Source organism: Lysinibacillus pakistanensis, assembly GCF_030123245.1.
Taxonomy (GTDB): Bacteria; Bacillota; Bacilli; order Bacillales_A; family Planococcaceae; genus Lysinibacillus; species Lysinibacillus pakistanensis.
Genome location: NZ_CP126101.1, coordinates 4102888 through 4121694, shown reverse-complemented (window position 1 = coordinate 4121694; position 18807 = coordinate 4102888). Strand labels below are relative to the sequence as shown.

Sequence of the window (18807 nt, the reverse complement as noted above, 5' to 3'; positions counted from 1 at the left end):
ACAGGCCTCCTTATTGAGGTACATAAATTTCGTCAAATGTACCTTCATCTTTAAAATGTTTTGCTTGTGCTTCAGCCCAGCCTCCGAAATCATCGATGGAAACGAGCTCAAGTTGTGGAAACTGGTTTTGATATTTTGCTAGAATTTCTTCATTCCTTGGTCGATAGTAGTTTTTTGCAGCAATTTCTTGCCCAGCATCACTATACAAATGCTTTAGATATGCTTCGGCTACTTCACGTGTCCCTTTTTTATCAACAATCTTGTCAACAATTGCAACAGGAGGCTCAGCTAAAATACTTAAAGAAGGTGTGACAATCTCAAATTCATCATCTCCTAATTCATTGAGTGATAAATAGGCTTCATTTTCCCAAGCAATTAGGACATCTCCAATTTCACGCTCAACAAAGGTTGTTGTTGCGCCACGAGCACCTGAATCAAGTACCTCCACATTGCTATATAAAGCATTCATAAATTCTTTTATTTTTGTTTCATCGTTGTTATATAATTTCCCTGCATACGCCCAAGCAGCTAAATAGTTCCAACGGGCACCACCAGATGTTTTTGGATTTGGCGTAATAACGGAAACATCTTTCTTAATTAAGTCATCCCAGTCCTTAATGCCCTTTGGATTGCCCTTGCGTACTAAAAAGACAATGGTAGATGTATAAGGTGTAGAATTATTTTCAAATTCAGTTTGCCAATCTTTGTTTAATAAATCCCGAGCCTGTGCAATCTCATCAATATCGTAGGCCAAGGCTAAGGTAACAACATCAGCATCCAGCCCATCAATAACAGCTCTTCCCTGCTTTCCAGAGCCGCCATGAGATTGCTTGATAATCACCTCTTGACCTGTTTCATCCTTCCACTTCTTTATAAAATCCTGATTGAATGCATCGTATAGCTCTCGTGTAGGGTCATAGGACACATTAAATAATTCCACAGATTTTTTTGTATCTGAAGCACCTGTATCACTATCAGATGATTTAGTCCCACAGCCTGTTAAGGTCAATGTCAGCACGGATATAAGTGCCAATGGTTGGAAAAAATTTTTTCTCTTTTTCACTAAAATCGCTCCTTTTTGATCTAAAAAACACTAAAAGCCATCTCTTAGAACGAAAATATTTCGTCCTAAGTAGATGGCCTTCAGCTCCTCTGATCAGCATTTTATTGGTTTGGTTCAAATCTTAGTTATACATTAAACATATATTTCCTATTAGTCAACAAGGAATTAAATTTTTTTGAAAAAATCAAAAGAGGTAGTTCGACCTTACACAGAAAGAAAGAAGGGGAACAGATACATACACCACATGTTAAACAAAGTTGAAAAAGATAATTTAAATTTTAAAAAAGCCTAGTTGACTACTAGGTGTAATTTAGTATATATTTGGTAATAAGAAGAATGATTGTGAACAAGGTAGCAAATACTAGTAAACAATCATCAGATAAGAGCTGGCTAGTCAAACTAGAGGCGTTTTAGCAATAAGGCATGTTATAACTATGTCTTTTGTTAGAGCGTCTTTTTTCGTTATAAGGGGGATAACATGTTAACATTTGCAACTTGGCATGAGCCAATACTGGATTTTAAGATCGATGAAACCTATAAGGCTGCGCTGGAGGTTTTACACTGGAGTTTTGCGGAGTATGGAGAGGAGATTGTTTATGCTTGTAGCTTTGGAATTGAGGGAATCGTCTTAATCGATTTAATTTCAAAGGTGAAGCCTGATGCTACTATTATTTTTTTAGATACAGATGTTCATTTTAAAGAAACCTATGAAACTATTGAGCGGGTGAAAGAAAAATATCCACAGTTAAACATTATTATGCAAAAGCCTTCGCTTACGTTAGCACAACAAGCAGCTCAATATGGTGATGAACTATGGAAGTCAAATCCAAATAAATGCTGTGATATAAGAAAGATTACACCATTACATCAATCATTAGCAGGTGCAAAAGCTTGGATTTCAGGCTTGCGTCGTGAACAATCGCCAACCCGTCAAAATACAAACTTTATCAATCGTGATGATAAATTTAAGTTAATTAAAATTTGTCCACTCATTCATTGGACATGGAAGGAAGTTTGGAGATATGTCTCCAAGCATAATTTGCCTTACAATCCTTTGCATGACACAGGTTATCCGAGCATAGGCTGCGAGCATTGCACAAAGCCAGCCTTTACGATGGATGATTTACGTTCAGGTAGATGGCAAGGATCTGGTAAAACTGAGTGTGGGTTACATGAATAAAGGAGCTTTGCCATGCTAGAATATGTTGCAATAGCAATTAGTCTATTTTTTGCATTAAATATAGGTGCTAGTGGAGCAGCGGCTTCTATGGGAGTCGCTTACGGTGCAGGGGCCATCCCTAAAGCTTGGCAGGCCTTGCTAATTTGTGCAATAGGTGTTTTAAGCGGAGCGGTTCTTGGTGGTGGAGAGGTAGTAAAAACAATTAGCGCTGGCATCATGCCACAAGAGTACATCACTGTAAAGATTGTTGTTATTATTTTGATTTCTGCAACAAGCTCGCTCTTTCTGGCTAATCTGTTAGGTATCCCATTATCAACAAGTGAAGTAACGGTAGGAGCTGTCGTAGGTGTAGGGATAGCTTATAAGGTGCTATATGTTAAATCATTGTTTGTCATCATGTCATTTTGGGTGATTGTTCCGATTATTGCATTTGTCATGGCATTAGTCTTTGGGAAATGGCTGTATAAATTACGTATCAAGGGCTTGCTAAAGGATCGACCGATATTAACGATTCTCCTTGTGTTAGCTGGATTTTTTGAAGCATTTTCCGCTGGGATGAATAATGTAGCGAATGCAGTAGGACCACTTGTTGGCGCAGGAATGATAAGTGTGACGAGTGGAATCTGGCTTGGTGGGGCATTTGTAGCACTTGGTGCCATTCTGCTTGGAAAACGAGTACTCGAAACAAATGGGAAGAAGATTGTACGTTTCGAGAAAACAGAAGGTATTTTAATTTCTAGCACAGGAGCATTACTTGTTGGTATTAGCTCTATTTTTGGGCTTCCAGTACCATTAACACAAGTAACTTCATCCTCTATTATTGGAATAGGGATGGCAAAAAACGGAAGAAGGATTTTGCATAAGCAAATTGTTAGGAAAATCGTCCGAATTTGGATTGTATCCCCAATATTTTCTTTAGCCATTTCTTATTTTTTAGTGCAGCTATTCTTGGAAAAAGATTTTTACGCCATCGTATTAATTGGTAGCATTATAGTTGGAACGCTAGGTGTCATCAGCTTAATGCGGACTATGCGAGAAGAGGAAAGCTCCATATACGATTCTGGCGAAGGTATCTAAATCAATGGGAGGATAAAAGATGGGAGAATTCGTTGAGATAGTGGGGAAGTGGATTAAAACAGAGGGTGATTTGATTAAAAAGGAAGGGACCTGATCAAAACAGTGCAGGGCCTGATCAAATAACGAGGGAAGCCGATCAAAATATGTTGATACCTGATCAAAAAAAGGGGTGAGCCGATCAAAATGTGGTGGTACCTGATCAATAAAAGGAGAAGCCGATCAAAACATGGCGGTACCTGATCAATATTAACGGGAAGCCGATCAAAATATGGCGGTACCTGATCAAAAAAATTAGGACCCGATTAAGATTAACAGTAACTTTTTTGAATCACTACCTAAACTAAACTATAAAACTGAGTATTTTTATAAAAATAGGAGGAATTTTTTATGAGTTTACAACCACATGGTGGACAATTAGTGCAAGCTTTTCATCCGGAGAAAGATGTGACAAGGATAAATAAAACAATAGAGCTTGATGTCATATCCCTTAGTGATTTAGAGCTAATTGCAATAGGCGGTTACAGTCCGATTGAGGGTTTTTTAACTAGGGAAGATTATGAATCTGTTGTGGAACATACACGTCTAGCATCTGGTGTGGTATGGAGTATTCCAATTACATTGCCTGTAACAAAGGAAGTTGCAACAACTTTACAGCCTGGTGATGAGGCAAAGCTGGTTTATGCTAATGATGTTTATGGTGTGATTGAGGTGGCTGATATTTATGAGCCAAATAAGCGAAAAGAGGCTTTGTTAGTATATGGCACAGAGGATTTAGAGCATCCAGGTGTGAAAAAGCTGCATGAACGTCCAAGTATTTATGTGGGTGGAAAAATTACTTTAACTAAACGTATTGAACAAAAGTTTCCTGCGTATTCCTTTGATCCGATTGAGACACGTCAGTTGTTTGCAGATAAAGGATGGAAAACTATTGTCGGTTTCCAAACTCGAAACCCTGTGCACCGAGCACATGAATATATTCAAAAGGCTGCGTTAGAAACGATTGATGGACTATTTCTCAACCCGCTTGTTGGGGAAACAAAATCAGACGATGTGTCGGCTGCAATCCGTATGGAAAGTTACGAGATTTTACTGCAAAATTATTATCCAGAAAATCGTGTGCAATTAGGCGTGTTTCCTGCTGCCATGCGCTATGCAGGACCAAAAGAGGCCATTTTCCATGCACTTGTAAGGAAAAATTATGGCTGTACACACTTTATCGTTGGGCGTGATCATGCAGGTGTTGGTGATTATTATGGCACATATGATGCACAAAAAATATTTGAACAATTTACGGAAGATGAATTAGGCATTGTCCCACTAAAGTTTGAGCATAGCTTCTATTGCAACAAATGTGAGGGGATGGCAACAACTAAAACCTGTCCACATGATAATACAGTACATGTGATCTTATCAGGTACAAAAGTTCGTGAAATGCTACGTAATGGCGAAATTCCACCAAGCACGTTTAGTCGTAAAGAGGTCGTGGATGTTCTGATTAAAGGAATGCGTAAGGAGGTTTTAAAATGAGTTCCAATATTGTTTGGCATGAGGCTTCCATTACGAAAGAGGAACGTCGTACACAAAACAAGCATCAAAGCTTCATTTTATGGTTTACGGGCTTATCTGCCTCAGGAAAATCTTCTGTCGCAAATGCTTTCGCACGTCGCCTTTTTGATCGTGGCAATCAAGCCTTTGTCCTAGATGGTGATAATGTTCGTCATGGCTTGAATAAGGATTTAGGATTTGATGAAGCAGGACGTAGGGAAAATATTCGGCGCATTGGAGAAGTTTCAAAGCTATTTGTGGAAAATGGTCAAATTGTTTTAACAGCTTTTATATCTCCATATCGAGAGGATCGTCAAGTTGTACGAGCGCTCGTAGAAGTGGGAGAATTTATAGAAGTTTATGTAAGATGCTCTGTTGAAACATGTGAACAGCGTGATCCAAAGGGACTTTATAAAAAAGCGCGCAATGCTGAAATTCCAAACTTTACAGGGATTAGTGCGCCCTATGAAGAACCGGAAAATCCCGAGATTATTTTAGATACAGAGCATTATTCCATTGAGGAATGTGTTGACCAACTTACAGAAATTTTAACTTCAAACGGATATATCTAATTTTTAAAAGAATCTGCTAACAAAGAGGAGGCAGATTCTTTTATGGGTTTTTATTAGAGTAATACCATTTGTTGTGAGATGATAGATTGATCAAATGGTATAGGAGTTGTTTGGAATGAGCATACATATTCAGTTACTAACAAAGGATAGTATGAATCAAAAAATAGGAAATGAAATATTGGAGCTATGGAATGAAAATGTGAAAGAAACGGCAGATTGTGAGTTAGAGAAGAGTGATAGAGAGGCTATTCTAAATCAACTAGAACAATATTTGCAATCACAATATGGGGCTATTTATATTGCAACAAATGAAAACCATCAAATTATAGGCTTCGGATTGGCTTCCATAAAAAAGGAATTAATGTATGATACGATTTATGGACAAATTGATGAGATCTATGTCTTACCAGCATATAGACGACAGAAGATTGCTAAACGTCTTGTAGATGAATTGGTAAATTGGTTTAATGAAAAGCATGATACTTCTGTCGTTAATGTTTATGTAGATTTAGAAAATGACCTAGCACTCGAATTCTGGGAAGGTGTCGGCTTGGAGAGAGAGTTTTTTATGCTATCAAATAATTAAAAAATGGCCAATGAAGTCTAGATGATTTCATTGGCCTATCTTTTTATTTTAAGCCTTGTTCCTTTTTCATGCGTTCAATTTCTGGTCCAAGCTCATCGCGGACAGTGCCTTTCCATGGCTTTACACCAGCGATATACGAGGAGCGAGTCATAATATGACCTCCTACAGGTCCAGTGATAAATAGAAACAAAATGCCGAGCAAAATACGGGGATTAAAGTGGTCCTCGATAAGCCAAAAGTGAAAGAATACGCCAATCAGTATACACATGACACCTAATGTTGCACTCTTTGAGGCAGCGTGAGCCCGAGTGTACAAATCAGGTAAGCGAATAAGACCAATAGCTGTCACGACAATAAATAGCACCCCGACAGAAATAAAAAAGATAACTAAACTATTAGCGAGAATTGTCACGTTTAATGATATCTCCTTTCTCTATAAATTTAGAGAAAGCTACTGTACCGATAAATGATAAAATCGCTAACAATAATATAATCTCAAGGAAGAAGCTTGTCTCCACTAATATGGAGAATAACCCAATTAACGAAATGAGGGACACACCTAATGAATCCAAAGCGACAACACGGTCGGATGCAGAAGGTCCTTTAACCATTCGATAAACAACGGCTATCATTGATAAGCAAATCACTACAATCGCAGCTATAATAAACGTTGTCATGATTTACTCACCTCCAAAATTGCTTTTTCAAAAGAATCTCGAATCGCTGCAATTGCTTCATCGACATCACTAATATCGATTGCATGTACATATAACGTTTTCGCATCATCAGATACATGAACAACTACAGTACCTGGTGTTAAGGTAATAAGGCTTGATAATAGGGTAATTTCCCATTCTTGCTTTAGAACAGTAGGATAAGCAAAGAATGCTGGTTGCATATCCAATTTAGGCTTTAATACTACTTGAAGAACTTGTATATTTGCTAATACTAACTCCTTTAAAAACAGTAAAGTCAGTTTAATAATTGCCCAAATACGGTAGACATAGAGACGTGTTGCAAAAAATCTCCGCATCATAATAAGCAAAAGAATACCAAGAAGGAAACCTACAATAAAGCCCGCTACTGTGTAATTAGAAGAAAGGAACATCCAGACGAAGGCAAGTACAAAATTTAAAATAATTTGAAATGCCATAGCTTTAATCCTCCTTCATAACAGCATCTATATATATAGATGGATCATATAATAGTTTTGCCGCATCATCCATAAATGGTGTAATCCACTCAGCCCCCACACCATAGGCTACAGTAATGAGCACTAAAAGAACAGTAGGCACAAACAGTGTTTTGTAGACTTTTTTATCGACCGTACCTGTTGTTGCTTTTTCTTCACCCCAGAAGGCATAAAGGAAAATACGAATCACAGACAATAATACGAGAAGTGATGAAGCTAATATAAAAATACTACTCCACATACTGCCAGCCTCAAAGCCACCTTGAGCAATAAGAAGCTTTCCGACAAATCCACTAAGTGGCGGAATTCCTGCTAAGCCAAATGCCGCAATTAAATAAAACCAGCCGAGAGCAGGATATTTTTTCATAAGGCCACCCATTTTTCTTAAATCAGATGTACCCGTAATATAGATGATAATACCGATTAGCATAAAGAGGGCTGCCTTAATCAGCATATCATGCACTAAATAAAACATGGCTCCTTTTAAGGAAGCTTCGTTCATTTGAGAGACACCAAATAAAATAACGCCTACTGCGATCACAATGTTGTAAATAATAATAAGCTTAATATCAAAGTAGGCAAGTGCTCCAATACAGCCTGCTATTATGGTTGCAATAGCAAGAGCCATTAGTAAGTCATGTGTATAGGATAAATCATGTACAAAGAACAGCGTATATGTCCGCGTAATGGCATAAATACCGACCTTTGTTAATAATGCCCCAAATAGTGTTAGCACTGGTATTGGCGCTGATGCATAAGAGGTTGGAAGCCAGAAGTAGAGCGGGAAAATTGCCGCTTTTAAACCAAATACCATTAAAAACAGAACAGCTATAACAGTAACAATCCCAGGCTGATTCACTTCAGCTATTTTTACCGCGATATCTGCCATATTTAAAGTTCCAACTACAGAGTAGAGGAAGGCAACTGTTATGACAAATAATGCTGAAGAAATCACATTGATTAAAATATATTTAATTGACCCTTTAAGTTGTCCCTTTTCTCCTCCTAAAACGATTAGCAGGTACGAAGCCATTAACAATACCTCAAAGAATACGAAAAGGTTGAAAATATCACCTGTAGTAAATGCTCCATTCACTCCGGTTAAAATAAACATGATTCCTGGGTAATAGAAGAACCGTTCTCGCTCCTTTGTGATGGAGCCAAAACCATACCAAACTACAAAAAATGCAATTAGTAGTGTTGTTGTAACAAGTAATACAGATACCATATCAGACACCATCGTAATGCCAAATGGCACTGGCCAGTTGCCGAATGTTACCTTTTGTATGCCATCATTTTTAACTTTTATAAGCAGTGAAATGGCTGATATAAGTGCAATGCCTATACCAAGTAATGAAAATGTTCGCTGATATTTTAGGTTTTTTTGCCCGAACATTAAAATCATGCCGAAGAAGAAAGGAATGATAATGGGCAGTAGAAGGAAGTTATTCATCCTCATCACTTCCTTTCATTAAGCTAATATCATCTGTTTCAAGCTCCTGGTAGGAACGATAGGCAAGTACAAGGAAAAATGCTGTAACCCCAAAGCTAATAACAATGGCTGTTAAAATGAGTGCTTGAGGTAATGGGTCTGCAAATGTTTTCGCTCCTTCCTTTAATACAGGAGGTGCTTCTCCTCCAAGTCCGCCCATTGTTAAAATAAGCAGATGCGCACCGTGGCTTAAAAGACCAGTGCCTATGATGATACGCAATAAGCTTTTGGATAAGATTAAATAAATCGCTGCCATAAACAGAAAGCCGATGACAAACGCCATAATTATTTCCATTATTCATCCTCCCCAATCGTTTGAATAATGGTCATCGTAACGCCGACAACAACCAAATAGACACCGCTATCAAAAAGCATAGCCGTGTGAAGTGACTGTTTGCCAAGAAGCGGTAAATTGAAATAATCAAAAAAATGTGTGAAAAAAGGCTTGCCAAGAAACATTGGAAAAGCAGCAGTTGCAAGGGCTAATAACAAGCCAATTGCTGTTAGATACGTATAATTAATAGGTAAAACATGGCGAACTGTATTTAAATCAAAGGCAAGTACTAGGAGTACAATGGCACTTGATGTTAGAAGTCCACCGACAAATCCTCCTCCAGGTGTATAATGCCCAGCCAGAAAAATATGAATGGAAAAGAAGAAAATAATGAAGAATACAATTTTTGCTGTAAATTGTATAATAACATCATTTGTTTTCATGAGTTTTCTCCTTTCTATTCATACGTAACTTGATCATTGCTAAAATGGCCATGCCAGCAATACCTAGTACAGTAATTTCAAATAATGTATCGAAGCCACGATAATCTACTAAAATCACATTAACAATGTTACCACCGCCGGCTTTTGAATAAACTGTTTCCTCATAATACTTTGAAATAGTTGGAATTAATTTTTGTGATTGGGCAGATAGTGCTACAAGCGTGACCATTACTCCAACTGCGATGGAAACTATCGCGCGGTTTAATTGGAATCTCATTCGTTCTTCACGTTTCCCAAGCTTAGGGAGATGGTAAAATGCTAATAAAAATAATGCAACAGAAATCGTTTCAATAACAAGCTGTGTTAATGCTAAATCAGGAGCATTAAAAATAACAAAGAATAATGCAACTGTATAACCAACAGATCCAAGTCCTATAATGGCTGTTAGACGTGATTTTGCTAAAATTGTAATGGCTGTACCAATGACCAAAACCACCACTAAAATAATCTCATACGAACGAATAGGTGCCGTATTTTGGAAAGAGAAGGTAAAGGCATTTTTTACAAATAAAGAGCCTATGACAATCGCTGCGATGCTGCTAAACATATAAAGTAAATAGTGACGCATAGAGCCTGTCATATAAAGTCGTGATACGCGATTCAAGCCAACATCAAGACCAAGCATCAACTTGTCGTAGGCATTGTTTAACGTGAATGCCTGTGGGAATCGTGTGTACATACCTTGCCATTTCGGTAATGCGACAAACATTAAAACACCTACAATGACGATACCAATTGTCATAAGTAATTCGGGTGTTAAACTACCATGCCAAGCAGCTACATGAATGTCAATATCCTGAGGTGAGTCATACAGGAACGGCTGGATAGCTTGGACAGCTGGCTTTACAAAAGTATCACCAACAAAATTCGGAATAAAGAATATTGCTATGACTAATGTAGCTAAAATCATTGGCGAAATTAACATACCGATGGGAGCCTCATGTGGTTTCTGAGGCAATTTTTCTGGTGTATATTTGCCAGTAAATGTTCGAAAGACAAAATAAAAACTATAGATAAATGTAAATATACTAGCAATCCAAGCAATAATAGGGAAAAATACCCCCCATGTTTCAAAGCCAAAAAATTCAAAATTTTGAAGTGCTAGCATAGCAGTTAAAAACATTTCCTTACTTAAGAAACCATTAAATGGAGGTAGACCTGCCATTGATAAACTACCAATTGCTGTGACTGTAAAGCTAATTGGCATAATACTCATTAAGCCACCTAGTTTACGAATATCACGTGTACCTGTTTCATGATCAATAATACCTGCTATCATGAATAAGCTACCTTTAAAGGTTGCGTGGTTTATAAGATGGAAGATAGCTGCAAAGGCTGCAAATTTGATGCTATCTATTGCACCATTTGTGTGATAAGCTACCGCACTTGCACCGAGCAATGACATAATAAGCCCAAGCTGACTCACTGTTGAGAAAGCAAGAATTCCTTTTAAATCAGTTTGCTTGACTGCAAAGAAAGAACCCCAGAATAAAGTTAAGATACCTATGCCAGTAACAAGCCATACCCAAAGTTCAGAAACAGCAAAAATCGGTGTAAAACGTGCTACTAAATAAATACCTGCTTTGACCATTGTAGCGGAGTGGAGGTAGGCACTAACCGGTGTTGGCGCTTCCATTGCATCTGGTAGCCAAATATAGAATGGGAATTGTGCGGATTTCGTAAATGCTCCTAAAAGTAATAAAACAAGTGACCAAGTAAATAAAGGGTGGTGCACTAAATCTGGTGCAAGGACAATCAATTCACGAATTGAATAAGTACCGCCCATTAGGTAAAGAAGAATGAATCCTCCCAACATCATTAAGCCGCCGCCGACAGTAATCATCATTGACTTAAGTGCACCAAGTCGAGATGCATCACGAGTAAACCAGTAGCCAATCAATAAAAATGATGAAATAGACGTTAATTCCCAGAAGAAGTACAAAGTAATTAAATGATCAGATTGTACTACACCTAGCATAGCGGACATAAATAATAATAAGTAAACATAAAAATTATGTAATTTTTCTTTATGTTTATCTAAGTAAAAGATTGAGTAAAGTACGACCAATGAGCCGATTCCGGTAATTAGTAATGAAAATAGCAAGCTAAGTCCATCTAAATAAGAAACGACGGAAATGTTAAGTGATGGAATCCAAGGAAGCTCTGCATGAAATACTTCACCGTCTGCCACTTTTGCGATATAAGTGGTGTATATAATCGCGAGTGTAGCAGGAACTGCAAGAACAAACCAGCCTGTGTGGATATTTTTAATGCTTTTATATAAAAAGGGCACTAATATCGCAGCAAGCATTGGTATGAAAATATAAAGTACTTGTAACAAAAAAATCCTCCTTTATGTAGGTAAGTGTGTCCATTATAACGCACTTTTTGTCGGAATGCATATGTACATATAGGTTTTAGCTTGCGATAATGGAAGAATATTGGCTATATTATAAATAGGAAGTTATCAATAAAAATAGAGGAAAAAAATTTTTTATGAGGAACCCTTATATTTATGGTTATCTACCATTAATTACAATTTTATTGTTTAGTTTAACATTTGGCATGTATGCGGTGGGGGAATCTTTGCAAATTTTCCAATCCATTGGCGTATACTCAGGTATGCGAGAGTTTTTATCAGATTTTGAGCTTCGTGTGTTTTTATTAATTGTCTTCGCAGTGATTTTCTTTATGGTATTTTCAGCTTTAAAATTAGTGGGAGAAACTATTCATGAGTTAGGAATGTTATTTTTCTCTAAAGATCAGGACGGTGCGACAGTTAGTCAGGCTCGAGGCGGCTATATTATTTTACTTGTCGGTGCAATTTGTTCAGCCTTTGCTATTCAATTCATCTATGTATTGGTAGGTATTTTTGTGCTAACTATTTTTATCTATTTTATCTACCTTATTTATAAGATGAGCCATTTTATGCCGATGAGTGGAACAATTGGATTACTAGTTTTTGAGCTTTTTATGTGGACCATACTATTATCACTTTTAGTTTATGTGATTTTAAAATTATATAATGGTATTTTGGCAAGTTTACCATTTGCTAGTTAAATTACATAATGACAAAGAGCAGTCCAATTAGTGAAATACTTCACTTTGGACTGCTCTTTGTTTTTTATCTTCACTGGAAAAGGACTCCCACCTCTACAGGCAAATTGCTTATTCCATTAATACATTAAACAGCTGATGGTGAATTTTATAGGCCTCTAAATTTTCCATAGATTGTGGCTTATCAAAGCCAAGCCACACAGCTGCTGTATGTTCCTGCGTTAATCCAGCTAGCCAGTAGTCACGATAGTCATTTGTTGTCCCAGTCTTTGCTCCAATGTAGCTACTTGTACTATAGACACCTTGTCCTGTGCCGTTTGCAACAACATCTGCCAGCAGCGTACGCATATACTTTACTGTTTTTGGGGACCAAATTTGATCGCGCTCCGTATTCCAGCTATAAAGCTCAGTTCCATCAGCGGCTGTTACCTTACGTATACTGTGAGCCAGGACATAGGAACCGTCTATAAAGCTAGTATAGGCATCAGCTAGCTCAAGTGCTGTAACGCCATATGTTAATCCCCCTAATGCTGCAGCATAGTTATGATCCTTTGCTATGATAGAGCGAAAATGAAAACGATCCAGATAACTAAATGCTGTTTCAATGCCAACTGTCTGGAAAAGTCGTAGGGCAGATGTGTTATAGCTATGACGAAATGCTACCCGAATTGGCACATCACCATACTTATAGCCCCCGTAGTTTTGCGGACAAAATGATCCGACACAGTAGCTTCCGCCATTAACGATGGAATCAGGCGTATGTGCAGTTGTTTCAAAGAACGGCGCATAGACAGCTAGTGGTTTAAAGGCTGAGCCTGGCTGCCGTGTACCTTGAAAGGCACGGTGAAAATCAAATTTTTCGTAATTTTTCCCTGCATAAAGGCTAATAATTTCACGAGTACTATTATCTATGACTGCTCCTGCTGCCTGTAGCTTGCCAGAGCCTAAAATGGTTGTCATTTTTTTTTCATCATGTGACTGCTTGCTTGGATTAAGGGCTGTATAGATTGTCAGCCCATTTTGGAATAATGTATTGAGTCGATTGTCTAGCTGAGTTTTGATTTTTTTCTTTTCTTCTTCATTCTGTGCTTTGACAAGTCGCTCCGCATACCCTTCTTTTTCTGCCACTAACCATCTAAGCTCTTGCAGGACATATGTGCTGTATGTAGGATACTGTTGAATTTTATTTTTTACATTCAATGTAATGGGTTCAGCCTTATATGTAGCAGCATCTTCTAATGTTATAGCACCGCTCGCTGCCAGTGTATCTAATAGCCGCTCCTGTCGTGCTTTTGTGTTACCAAAATTCTTTAAAGGGTTATATAGCGACGGATTATTTGGTATGGCTGAAATAAATGCCATCTCAGCAATAGAAAGTTCCTTGAGCGGCTTTTGAAAATAATAGGTAGCTGCTCCGCCAATTCCATAAACCTGATTACTAAAATAGGATTCATTTAAATACATTGTTAAAATCGTATCCTTATCGAATTCTTTCTCAAGTTCATGTGCATAAAAAAGCTCTGTTAATTTACGTTCATAAGTTTTTTCATCTGATAAATAGCGCATTCGAACAAGTTGTTGGGTGATAGTGCTTCCACCTTGAGACGCTGAGTTTGTATTTGAATTTGCTACAACAGCTCGAATGATGGCACTGAAATCAAAACCAATATGATCATAAAAATGAGCATCCTCACTTGCTATAAAAATTTCCTGGGCAATTTCTGGAATTTCCTGTAAGGTTAGTGGCTGTCTCCATTCGACATATTCCTCACTAAAAATTTCTCCGTTTCGATCGATAAGTGTTACGGGAAGCTGTGTCTGTACTTCCGGTAAATGAATAGCGCTGGCAATTTGCTCTTCGTGTGCCTTTGCCGTATTAATTTCTGTTCTAATATTAGTGCTAACCCACCAGAGAACAGGTAAGGATAGAAGTATGATAAAAAAACCAAAAGCCTTGTTCATGTGTGCCTCCACTCTAAATTATGAATCCTTCAACAGAATAACATAATTTGGATGGTTTCCAAATACGCGTTCGGACCTATTTGCACTTATAAAAATTTGAAGGCTTTATCAATTTCTCTTAACTAGATTCAGATTATAAATGGTGATAAAAGTGCAAAAATCGTCAATACTTTGGTGGAGAAAACCTGTAGGAAGTGTGTTAGACTAAAATGAGGTCAGATATGATAGGCTACTATCATATTCAGTGAAACTGAAATTACATTTAAAGGAGAGACTCCAATGTTTCCACAATTAACATCAGAAGTACAAGCAGGCGAAGTACTTGTAGAAATGAAAACAACATTAGGTGCAGTTAAAATTAAGTTATTCCCAGAGCATGCACCAAAAACAGTTGAAAACTTCTTAGGCCATGCAAAATCAGGCTATTATAACGGCATTATTTTCCACCGTGTTATTCAAGATTTTATGATTCAAGGTGGCGACCCAACAGGTACTGGTATGGGTGGCGAATCTATTTGGGGTAACTCTTTTGAGGATGAGTTCTCAGATCAAGTATTTAATCTTCGTGGTGCTCTTTCTATGGCAAATGCAGGCCCAAACACTAATGGCTCACAATTCTTTATCGTTCAAATGAAGCACCTTCCAAGTGATATGCTTCGTCAATTACAGGGGGCTGGCTTCCCCGAGGAAATTATTGAGGCTTATGCAAAAAATGGTGGTACACCTTGGTTAGATCATAAGCATACGGTATTTGGTCATGTAGTTGAAGGAATGGATATTGTTGATAAAATTGCAGAAGTTGAAAAAGATTTCCGTGACAAACCTCTTGAAGATGTGAAGATTGAGTCAATTACAGTTTTAGAATAATAATTGTAAGGACGTGTAAAGATGAATAACGTAATGTATCAATTTTTATATTTCCCTGAAGATAAATCAGGTTATGTTCCTGCTGCTTTTGAATTTTTAGTAATGCTAATATTGTGTATTGCTGTATTTATGATTTTCCGCAAAATTTCAAAAAAGCAAGAACTAAAATCCAAGGAAATTGAAGCACGTATTCTTGCTGAGAAGAGCGAAACAAACAATCAACAAAATATTTAAAGTAAGAAAGCTAGATGCCTCGTAACCACTTAGGACTACGAGGCAATGCTTTTATTTTCTTTGATAGCGTCGCATTTGATTTCTAATGGACTTGATAGTAGTTATACAAACAAGTATTAGGGAAAGACCAATACCACTAAGTGCTGTAACAAATGCTACCCATTCAAATATGGTATAACTCCAAATACTGCCTAAACCATTAGAGTCTCTCCACTCCTCAATCACTAAATTCATGCCATAAATACCTGATATAACTGTAAAAACTGTGAGAATAAATAGTAATTTATTACTTCTATTGTCCGATTGATCCTCTTGTGTACGGTATAAGCTATCGAGCGTTGCTTTTGTTTCCGTATAATGCTCATTAATACGAAAATATTTCCGCAACATTTGTGAAATTTCTCTGCCTTCGGTCCGAACGACTACCTCTTCAAAATAGTAGCGCGCAGAAAACTTTGTAATTAATTCAATGAGCTCGTTCACTACTAATTTATCTTTGCCCCAGCTGATTTCACTATATTCATATGAAACTTTTAGGAGCATCATTTTATAGAAATAATGAATAAACAAGTTATAGTAGTGAGTACCCATAAATTCTTCCAAGTTATGCTTGCTTTTTTCCAAAGACATATTGCTAATTGTTATCTGTGCCTGTGCAGAGGTTACAATATAGCTTTGTGGAGCCCAACGTTGATGTGTATGATGTTTTACATAGTCAGCAATGTACTCAGGATTAGTACTAGAGATAAAAGGGGTGCCTTCGGGCGTTCTTCCATCTACTTGTCCCAGTCTAAATAAATGCTCGTCTAAAATGGCTTGTCCCTCCCTACAAAGCAAATACCCTGATGAAAACATGCGTTCATCCTCAAAAAAAGGTAATCCTTCATACGTATTTTCTTGATGATGCAATAAAAAAGGCTGTAAGAAGGGCATAAAATGCTTAAATAATAATTCACTGGTGGAGGAAAAGTCACCAAAAGAAAAATGATGACTAGCTCCCTTTTCCTCTCTTAGCTTTGCTTCAAGTACTCTAAAATAATGAATAAAATGAATAACATCACTAATATCCTGTATGTGCTCTGTCATACTTACCCGAACTGTAACAATTCCATTTCCAAAAGGGCATAATGTAACATCTAAACTGATGATTTCATAATCGAAATGGCTATCCTTGTGCTGTAAAAAACCCTTTGTATGGTAAGCCTTTGAAAATCGAAGAAAATCTTGACTCTTCAATTTTTCTGGAAATAGTTTATCCTCAAGAAAGGGATAGAAAAATTGAGCGAGCTCTTCATGTGTAACTGAAATGGAATGACCATAAAATGCATTTTCTAAAGAAGTATTGTTTAATGAAAAAAAGGAGTATCCCTCATTTTTAAGGACATTGCTAAGCTGGGAACGATGTTTCATTTGATAAGCAAATGGAAATAAAAAAGTCATGTATGCTCGTTCTATTGCTAATGGCACTAACTCCATGAAAATCACCTCAAACCAATTTGATAGCATGCTTGTAAAAGAAAGAAGGAGTATCTAACAAACCATTCCACCCTATTATAATTCTAAACATAAAAAGGATATCTCTGAATTGAGATATCCTTCACTATTTAGCTCATTATGATTGTAGTGCTAGCTTAAAGCGCTGAACACCATCTTTGATTGTTTCAAAGGAGCAAGCTACATTCATACGTAGGAAACCGTGTCCTTCTTCACCATATTTAGTTCCTGGCTCTAATGCTAGCTTGCCCGTTTCAAGTAAACGTTTCATCATTTCTTTTTCATCAAGAGCCAGATCTCGATAATCTATCCAAAGCAAATAAGTTCCCTGTGGTTTTGTGATTCGAATGCCTGGTAGTTGCTCTAATTCTTTGATGGCATAGTCCATGTTTTTGGAGATGTAAGTAAGTAACTCATCTAGCCATGAAGAGCCCTCTGTATAAGCTGCCTGCAGTGCAACAGAAGCAAAGGTATTTAATGAGCCTTGTCCACTCGCCATATTAATAGCTTCTAATTTTAAACGTTTTCGCTTATCCGTCACAATCATATAGGCTACTTGTATTCCAGCTAAATTAAATGTCTTTGTTGGAGCCAGACAAGTAATAATTCGATCAATTTCAGCACCAGCAATTTTTGCAAGTGGTGTATGAGTTGCACCATCAATCATTAAATCAGAGTGAATTTCATCTGAAATAATCAAAACATCGTATTTTGCACAAAGGCGCACAATTTCCTTTAACGTTGCTTCATCCCATACATAGCCCCCTGGATTATGTGGATTGCACAATATGTAAGCTTTGATGTTTTGAGATAATGCCTGTTCAAAGGCTTCAAAGTCAAATACAAATGTACCATCTTGCTCAACCAAAGGACAGCTAATAACTTCTCGAGCATTGCTTTTGGGAATGTTATAAAATGGCGGATAGACTGGTGAGGAAATAAGTACTTTATCGCCAGGGTTTGTCAAGGCTGTAATGCAATTGGCTAAAGCAGCAACTACACCATTACAAAACAGAATTGAATCTTTTTCAATTTGCCAATTATGACGAGTATTTTGCCAGTCTATAATCGACTGCACGGCTTCCTCACCAACAAAACTATAGCCGAAAACCGTTTTTTTAGCATGCTCTCGTAGGGCTTTTGTTACAGCTGCTGGTGCGGTAAAGTCCATATCAGCTACCCACATTGGGAGTATGTCCGAGGCATCTGTTAGCCCATATACTTTTTCCATTGCGTCCCATTTTACAGAGTTTGTACAACGACGTTTATTAGTTTGATCGAAAATAGACAAGCAAATCACTCTTTTCTTTTTTATTTACTATGGTATCATACGAGTATGATAAAAGGATAATAGGTGAGTATTTTGGAAAATATTAAAATGAATCAAGCAGCTGTACATCTGCTTGAGGAGTGGGATCCATTCCACTTGGGTTCAGATCATTATGATACTGAAACAGCAGATGTTGTAGCAGCATTGCAAGGTATTGATGATCCATCTATTCTTGCAAAGGTTATACAAGAAACATATGAGCATTCGTTTGAAGAATGGATTCCATTTGAGGATTGTGTAGCCATATCATACAAACTAATTGCCATTAAATTTGAAGCAAAGTGTATTATTTAACAAAGGCTTTGCTTGATGATAGAAAACGAGGTTGTCCATCAAGTTGTGACGACCTCGTTTTTTTTGAATTCATTGGAATACGCGC

General features: G+C 37.3%; 20 protein-coding genes. 9 read left to right on the top strand and 11 right to left on the bottom strand.

The window, feature by feature from the left end; genetic code table 11:
* Positions 1–10: 10 nt before the first annotated feature.
* Entirely contained in the window at positions 11–1063 is a 1053-nt protein-coding gene (locus tag QNH24_RS20610) for a sulfate ABC transporter substrate-binding protein (protein ID WP_283869312.1), read from the bottom strand.
* A 478-nt stretch (positions 1064–1541) separates the two neighbouring features.
* On the opposite strand from QNH24_RS20610, the gene QNH24_RS20605 reads away from it, so the two are divergent.
* From QNH24_RS20605 to QNH24_RS20585, 5 genes are all read left to right on the top strand, one after another.
* Positions 1542–2243, top strand: coding sequence for a phosphoadenylyl-sulfate reductase (locus QNH24_RS20605; protein WP_283869311.1), 702 nt, complete (start codon positions 1542–1544; stop codon positions 2241–2243).
* Between the two features lie 12 nt (positions 2244–2255).
* Positions 2256–3320 (top strand): sulfate permease, encoded by a 1065-nt coding sequence (gene cysP / locus QNH24_RS20600; RefSeq protein WP_283869310.1) that lies wholly within the window; start codon positions 2256–2258, stop codon positions 3318–3320.
* A gap of 387 nt (positions 3321–3707) precedes the next feature.
* Positions 3708–4847: a sulfate adenylyltransferase gene (gene sat / locus QNH24_RS20595; RefSeq protein WP_283869309.1), complete on the top strand. Its 1140-nt coding sequence runs from the start codon at positions 3708–3710 to the stop codon at positions 4845–4847.
* The gene (gene cysC, locus QNH24_RS20590) at positions 4844–5437 is read left to right on the top strand and encodes an adenylyl-sulfate kinase (RefSeq protein ID WP_283869308.1); all 594 of its coding nucleotides are present in this window, start codon (positions 4844–4846) and stop codon (positions 5435–5437) included. Before sat ends, cysC begins: the two co-directional genes overlap by 4 nt.
* A 115-nt stretch (positions 5438–5552) precedes the next feature.
* Positions 5553–6023, top strand: coding sequence for a GNAT family N-acetyltransferase (locus QNH24_RS20585; protein WP_283869307.1), 471 nt, complete (start codon positions 5553–5555; stop codon positions 6021–6023).
* Positions 6024–6066: 43 nt separating this feature from the next.
* Here QNH24_RS20585 and mnhG read toward each other — a convergent pair whose 3' ends face one another.
* The 7 genes from mnhG to QNH24_RS20550 are packed head-to-tail and all read right to left on the bottom strand — an operon-like array spanning position 6067 to position 11825.
* Complete coding sequence (mnhG, locus tag QNH24_RS20580; protein WP_283869306.1) at positions 6067–6435, bottom strand: monovalent cation/H(+) antiporter subunit G; 369 nt, start codon at positions 6433–6435, stop codon at positions 6067–6069.
* Entirely contained in the window at positions 6419–6700 is a 282-nt protein-coding gene (locus tag QNH24_RS20575; RefSeq protein ID WP_054770589.1) for a Na(+)/H(+) antiporter subunit F1, read from the bottom strand. Before QNH24_RS20575 ends, mnhG begins: the two co-directional genes overlap by 17 nt.
* Positions 6697–7176, bottom strand: a complete 480-nt coding sequence (locus QNH24_RS20570; RefSeq protein ID WP_283869305.1) for a Na+/H+ antiporter subunit E — start codon at positions 7174–7176, stop codon at positions 6697–6699. Before QNH24_RS20570 ends, QNH24_RS20575 begins: the two co-directional genes overlap by 4 nt.
* Positions 7177–7180: 4 nt before the next feature.
* On the bottom strand, positions 7181–8668 hold the full coding sequence (locus QNH24_RS20565; protein ID WP_283869304.1) for a Na+/H+ antiporter subunit D: 1488 nt from the start codon (positions 8666–8668) through the stop codon (positions 7181–7183).
* Positions 8661–9002, bottom strand: a complete 342-nt coding sequence (locus QNH24_RS20560; protein WP_054770590.1) for a Na(+)/H(+) antiporter subunit C — start codon at positions 9000–9002, stop codon at positions 8661–8663. Before QNH24_RS20560 ends, QNH24_RS20565 begins: the two co-directional genes overlap by 8 nt.
* Positions 9002–9424, bottom strand: a complete 423-nt coding sequence (locus tag QNH24_RS20555) for a Na(+)/H(+) antiporter subunit B (protein WP_283869303.1) — start codon at positions 9422–9424, stop codon at positions 9002–9004. Before QNH24_RS20555 ends, QNH24_RS20560 begins: the two co-directional genes overlap by 1 nt.
* Positions 9411–11825, bottom strand: a complete 2415-nt coding sequence (locus QNH24_RS20550) for a Na+/H+ antiporter subunit A (RefSeq protein WP_283869302.1) — start codon at positions 11823–11825, stop codon at positions 9411–9413. Before QNH24_RS20550 ends, QNH24_RS20555 begins: the two co-directional genes overlap by 14 nt.
* Before the next feature lie 155 nt (positions 11826–11980).
* Between QNH24_RS20550 and QNH24_RS20545 the strand changes: the two genes are divergently transcribed.
* Complete coding sequence (locus QNH24_RS20545; RefSeq protein WP_054770591.1) at positions 11981–12544, top strand: DUF5366 family protein; 564 nt, start codon at positions 11981–11983, stop codon at positions 12542–12544.
* A 108-nt stretch (positions 12545–12652) separates the two neighbouring features.
* On the opposite strand, the gene QNH24_RS20540 is transcribed toward QNH24_RS20545, so the two are convergent.
* Positions 12653–14503 (bottom strand): transglycosylase domain-containing protein, encoded by a 1851-nt coding sequence (locus tag QNH24_RS20540; RefSeq protein ID WP_283869301.1) that lies wholly within the window; start codon positions 14501–14503, stop codon positions 12653–12655.
* 279 nt (positions 14504–14782) lie between these two features.
* Between QNH24_RS20540 and QNH24_RS20535 the strand changes: the two genes are divergently transcribed.
* Together QNH24_RS20535 and QNH24_RS20530 are read left to right on the top strand one after the other, a co-directional pair.
* Positions 14783–15370, top strand: a complete 588-nt coding sequence (locus QNH24_RS20535) for a peptidylprolyl isomerase (protein ID WP_283869300.1) — start codon at positions 14783–14785, stop codon at positions 15368–15370.
* 21 nt (positions 15371–15391) lie between these two features.
* Positions 15392–15604 (top strand): hypothetical protein, encoded by a 213-nt coding sequence (locus tag QNH24_RS20530; protein ID WP_054770592.1) that lies wholly within the window; start codon positions 15392–15394, stop codon positions 15602–15604.
* A gap of 51 nt (positions 15605–15655) precedes the next feature.
* On the opposite strand, the gene QNH24_RS20525 is transcribed toward QNH24_RS20530, so the two are convergent.
* Together QNH24_RS20525 and QNH24_RS20520 are read right to left on the bottom strand one after the other, a co-directional pair.
* Positions 15656–17080, bottom strand: coding sequence for a magnesium transporter CorA family protein (locus QNH24_RS20525; RefSeq protein WP_283869299.1), 1425 nt, complete (start codon positions 17078–17080; stop codon positions 15656–15658).
* Between the two features lie 136 nt (positions 17081–17216).
* Complete coding sequence (locus QNH24_RS20520; protein WP_283869298.1) at positions 17217–18389, bottom strand: MalY/PatB family protein; 1173 nt, start codon at positions 18387–18389, stop codon at positions 17217–17219.
* 72 nt (positions 18390–18461) lie between these two features.
* Between QNH24_RS20520 and QNH24_RS20515 the strand changes: the two genes are divergently transcribed.
* Positions 18462–18722, top strand: a complete 261-nt coding sequence (locus tag QNH24_RS20515; protein WP_283869297.1) for a DUF1871 family protein — start codon at positions 18462–18464, stop codon at positions 18720–18722.
* Positions 18723–18807: the final 85 nt, after the last annotated feature.

Excerpts from the sequence above, each read along its gene's own strand:
- QNH24_RS20585 (WP_283869307.1), top strand. The coding sequence starts at position 5,553 with ATGAGCATACATATTCAGTTACTAACAAAGGATAGTATGAATCAAAAA.
- cysP (WP_283869310.1), top strand. The coding sequence starts at position 2,256 with ATGCTAGAATATGTTGCAATAGCAATTAGTCTATTTTTTGCATTAAAT.
- QNH24_RS20575 (WP_054770589.1), bottom strand. The coding sequence starts at position 6,700 with ATGACAACGTTTATTATAGCTGCGATTGTAGTGATTTGCTTATCAATG.
- QNH24_RS20570 (WP_283869305.1), bottom strand. The coding sequence starts at position 7,176 with ATGGCATTTCAAATTATTTTAAATTTTGTACTTGCCTTCGTCTGGATG.
- cysC (WP_283869308.1), top strand. The coding sequence starts at position 4,844 with ATGAGTTCCAATATTGTTTGGCATGAGGCTTCCATTACGAAAGAGGAA.
- QNH24_RS20565 (WP_283869304.1), bottom strand. The coding sequence starts at position 8,668 with ATGAATAACTTCCTTCTACTGCCCATTATCATTCCTTTCTTCTTCGGC.
- sat (WP_283869309.1), top strand. The coding sequence starts at position 3,708 with ATGAGTTTACAACCACATGGTGGACAATTAGTGCAAGCTTTTCATCCG.
- QNH24_RS20535 (WP_283869300.1), top strand. The coding sequence starts at position 14,783 with ATGTTTCCACAATTAACATCAGAAGTACAAGCAGGCGAAGTACTTGTA.
- QNH24_RS20545 (WP_054770591.1), top strand. The coding sequence starts at position 11,981 with ATGAGGAACCCTTATATTTATGGTTATCTACCATTAATTACAATTTTA.
- QNH24_RS20555 (WP_283869303.1), bottom strand. The coding sequence starts at position 9,424 with ATGAAAACAAATGATGTTATTATACAATTTACAGCAAAAATTGTATTC.
- QNH24_RS20530 (WP_054770592.1), top strand. The coding sequence starts at position 15,392 with ATGAATAACGTAATGTATCAATTTTTATATTTCCCTGAAGATAAATCA.
- QNH24_RS20540 (WP_283869301.1), bottom strand. The coding sequence starts at position 14,503 with ATGAACAAGGCTTTTGGTTTTTTTATCATACTTCTATCCTTACCTGTT.
- QNH24_RS20560 (WP_054770590.1), bottom strand. The coding sequence starts at position 9,002 with ATGGAAATAATTATGGCGTTTGTCATCGGCTTTCTGTTTATGGCAGCG.
- QNH24_RS20525 (WP_283869299.1), bottom strand. The coding sequence starts at position 17,080 with ATGGAGTTAGTGCCATTAGCAATAGAACGAGCATACATGACTTTTTTA.
- QNH24_RS20605 (WP_283869311.1), top strand. The coding sequence starts at position 1,542 with ATGTTAACATTTGCAACTTGGCATGAGCCAATACTGGATTTTAAGATC.